3 protein-coding genes are annotated in these 3,962 nt (G+C 67.3%); 2 read left to right on the top strand and 1 reads right to left on the bottom strand.

Annotated features, from left to right (window positions below; translation table 11 throughout):
- Positions 1-1,008: amidohydrolase (locus MJ797_RS20225; protein ID WP_239338386.1), on the top strand; the 1,008-nt coding region annotated here is incomplete at its 5' end.
- Between the two features lie 81 nt (positions 1,009-1,089).
- Here the strand turns inward: MJ797_RS20225 and MJ797_RS20220 are convergent.
- Complete coding sequence (locus MJ797_RS20220) at positions 1,090-3,249, bottom strand: MMPL family transporter (RefSeq protein ID WP_239338383.1); 2,160 nt, start codon at positions 3,247-3,249, stop codon at positions 1,090-1,092.
- Positions 3,250-3,438: 189 nt separating this feature from the next.
- On the opposite strand from MJ797_RS20220, the gene MJ797_RS20215 reads away from it, so the two are divergent.
- Positions 3,439-3,870, top strand: a complete 432-nt coding sequence (locus tag MJ797_RS20215; protein WP_239338380.1) for a MarR family winged helix-turn-helix transcriptional regulator — start codon at positions 3,439-3,441, stop codon at positions 3,868-3,870.
- The last annotated feature ends 92 nt before the right edge of the window (positions 3,871-3,962 follow it).

The raw sequence follows: 3,962 nt of genomic DNA, 5'->3' as shown, positions 1-3,962 counted from the left end.
GCCGGCCCTGACCGGCCGGACGTACCCATGGTCATGGTGCGTGCCGACATCGATGCGCTACCGCTGCTGGACGTGAAAGAGGTGCCCTACCGTTCGACCGTTCCCGGTGTCTGCCATGCCTGCGGCCACGACGTCCACACGGCTGTCGTGCTGGGGGCGGGGCTGGCGCTCGCCGAGTTCGCCCGGGTCAGCCCGCTCACGGGAACGGTCCGGCTCGTGTTCCAGCCGGCCGAGGAGACCATGCCGGGCGGTGCGCTGGACGTGATCGACGCCGGTGTGCTCAAGCCGGTGTCCGCCGCCATGACGGTGCACTGCGACCCGTCCCTGGACGTCGGGAGCATCGGCCTGCGCGTCGGCCCTGTCACCTCGGCCGCCGACTCGGTCCGGATCACCCTCAGCGGCCCTGGCGGTCACACGTCACGTCCGCAGAACACGGTTGACCTGATCTACGCGTTGTCCAGGCTGGCGGTGGAACTACCTGCGGCGTTGTCCCGCCTGGTGGATCCACGCTCTTCACTGTCGCTGGTGTGGGGGCACATCGAGGCTGGCACCGTGGCCAACGCGATCCCGCGGGCGGGCAGTATCGGCGGGACGGTTCGTACGCTGTCCCGGGACACCTGGGAGGACGTGCCCGCGCTCGTGCGCCGGCTCGCCGAACAGATCGTCGCCCCTTACGGGGCGAGCCTCGCCCTCGATTACCGGCGCGGGGTGCCCCCGGTGGTGAACAGCGCCGAAATCATCGAGGTGTTCCGGACAGCGCTACAGCGCGTGCTTGCGCCAGGCGCGGAGATACCCATCATGCAGTCCCTCGGTGGTGAGGACTTCGCCTGGTACCTCGACCATGTCCCCGGCGCGCTTGCTCGTCTTGGTACCCGTTCCCCCGGCGGGCACACCTACGACCTGCATCAGGGCACCTTCGACGTGGACGAGGCCGCGATCGGGACGGGTGTCCGGTTCCTTGCCGCGTCCGCGCTGCGGGCACTGGAGCGGGCCAGCGCGTCGTGCTGACGAAGCCAGTGTGCTGACCTACCAGAACAAGATCCCGGGCTGGGCCGCCCACCACGGTCAACCCAACCCGGGACACACGGTTTATCGGTTTATCGGGAACTCGGCCTGGCTGTGGGCTCGCGGCGGCGGAATGCTCGAGCTGCTGTGGGCGTGGGACTCCCGCACCCGCAGCAGCTTCGCTGTCCAGTCCGGCAGGTACCAGTTCCACGCGCCGAACAGCGACACCAGCGCCGGCACCAGCAGCATCCGGACAACGGTGGCGTCCAGCAGGATGCCGAAGCCGAGCGCCGTCGCGAACAGTTTGATGTCGGTCTGCGGTCCGCTTGACAGCGACAGGAACGACAGGAACAGGATCAGCGCGGCCGACGTGACAAGCCGCCCGGTACGGCCGACTCCTTCGATGACGGCGGCGTTGGTGTCACCACTGGCGTCGTACTCCTCCCGGATGCGGGCGAGGATGAACACCTCGTAGTCCATGGACAGGCCGAACAGGAATGCGAAGATCATCAGAGGCAGCCAGAAGGTGACGGAGCCGGTGGCCTTGATGCCGTAGATCGCCTCCGAGCCGTACCCGTGCTGCCAGAAGAGCACCACGGCGCCGCCCGTCGCCCCCAGCGATATGAGGTTGAACAACACCGCCTTGAGCGGCAGCAGGAGCGAACGGAAAGCACGTACCAGCAAGATGTAGGTGATCAGGACTATCAGGCCGAGCGCCAGCGGGAACGCCCCGTAGACAGCATGGATGTAGTCCAGCTGCAGGGCGCCTATCCCGGTCAGACCGATGAACCCGGGCACGTTGTCCAGGGCGGACCGCATCCGCCGGATAGGGTCGGTGCTGCTGCCGCCCGTGGTCTCGTTGGTCGGCACAGCGAGGACGATCGACGTGCCGGCCCGGTTCGACGCCGGGCCGGTCGGGGCCGTCGCGGTGGCCACGCCGTCCACCGCGCGCACGCGCTGCACCACGTCGGCGGACGCCGACGTGTCGACCAGAATCTCGGCCGGGGTGAGGATGCCTGTCGGCGCACCGCCGTCCTCAAGGACTTTCAGCGCCTCGTAGGCGGGCCCGGTCTTCGTCAGCGACGAGGACTGCGCCGTGCCGATCTGGACCCCGAAGAATGGAATGATCAGGGCGGTGAGGATGGCGAGTCCGACGCCGGCGGCGATCCAGCGGCGGCGCACGACCAGCGATGCCCACCTGGTCCAGAACCGGCTCGCGGTGTTCTCGTGCCGGATCCGCGGCCAGTCGACCCGCGGGCCGATGCCGCCGAGCAGAGCGGGCAGCAGGGTGGTGGTGACCGCCACGCTGACCACCGGGATGAGCATCCCGCCGTAGCCGATGGAGCGCAGGAAGGGCACCGGGATGACGACCAGTGCGACCAGGCCGATCGCGACGGTGAGACCGCTGAACAGCACGGCGTGGCCCGCCGACTCCATCGAGGCCACGATCGCGTCGTGGTTCTCCCGGCCGTGGGCACGTTCCTCGCGCCACCGGGTGACGATCAGCAGCGAGTAGTCGATGGCGACGCCGAGGCCGATCAGGGAGACGAGGAACTGAACCAGGAACGACACGTCCGCGAAGACGGTCAGCCCCAGCAGGATCAGGAAGGTCGACGTGATCGACACCGCCGCGACGAGCAGCGGCACCAGCGCGAGCATGGAGGCGAAGACGAACGCGAGGATCGCCAGGGCGCCGACACCGGCGAGCAGGGTCTCGACCAGTACCCCCGGCCCACCGCTGGAGCCGCCGTTGGTCTGGAGTTCCTCTATGCCGGTGACGGTCCCGGTCAGCGATGCCGGCGTGTGTGCGGCGATTGACGTCTTCAGCTTGTCCAGGGTCGCGGACGCGAAGCTGGTCTGCGGTGGGTAGAAGACGTAGGCGAACTGGGCTCGCCCGTCGACGGTGGTGAAGACGTTGTCGCCGGTCGCGGCCTTCCCGACAACCCGCACGCCGGGCACGTCGTGTTCGACCGCGGCGAAGACGTCCGCCGCCTGTTGGTCGTCGACCTTGTCGCCGGGCTGCGCGGCCAGCACCAGGATGTCCGGCGCTCCCTGGCCCTCGGTGTGGTAGGTCGCGAGTATCTTCTGGGAGGTCTCGAAGCCGGGCTGGCCGGGTAGGGAGAAGTCGAAGGTCAGCCGTTTGGTGGTGATGCCGGCTGTCGCGCCGCCGACCGCGAAGGCAACGACCCAGAAAAGAATCACAAGACGACGGTGCCGGAGGCACCAGCGTGCGAGCGCCGACATCGGGGTCTCCCCACTAGTTAAGGTGATCTGTGCTCACGCATGTTGACGCAGGTAACAGTACCACCGGTGATTGTGAAACCAGTAACGGTTTGTCTTATGGGTAACCGATACATGGCTCACAGTAACGAAACGGAACGCCCGCTGTGTGAGCGTGTTTTTTATGCTTTTGTTCGTTTTGGACCAGCCTGGGTGCGCTATCTTCAGGCCACTGTCGGTCTCGATGGCGTGAGTCCGGCTGGTGTGCGGTTGCTGTCGGCTTTGCGACACCATCCGCATCCGCCCATCATGCGTGATCTTGTTGATGATCTCGGAACGACGGCTCGGGCCATCACCGGGCTTGTCGACACCCTTGAGCACGAAGGCCTGGTCCGCCGCGCCCGCCATCCGCGGGATCGCCGGGCGACGCTCATCACCCTGACAAGCAAGGGTGAACGCGTCGTGGACAGGGTCGGTCGCGAACACGTCGAACGCGCTTCGACGCTGTTCGATGTACTGTCCGCGCAAGATCAGGCCGACCTCGTGCGCATCCTCGGGCTGCTGAGCGACGAGCTGGCCGCGCGTGGGCAGACCGGCCAGCAGCAGGAACCGGCGTTGCGCTCCGCTCCGATCGACAACTCGTAGGCGAAGGGGCGAGCCCAGGGACAGCGCCCGTCCACGCGGTGGCCTTTTTGAGAGCGCCCGAGGATAGGGCGTTCGATCAGTGAGCGGCTCAT

The sequence above is a fragment of the Protofrankia sp. CiP3 genome, from assembly GCF_917627345.1.
Classification (GTDB): Bacteria; Actinomycetota; Actinomycetes; order Frankiales; family Frankiaceae; genus Protofrankia.
The sequence above is the reverse complement of the archived record's forward strand: the minus strand, read 5'-3'. Positions and strand labels throughout refer to the sequence as shown.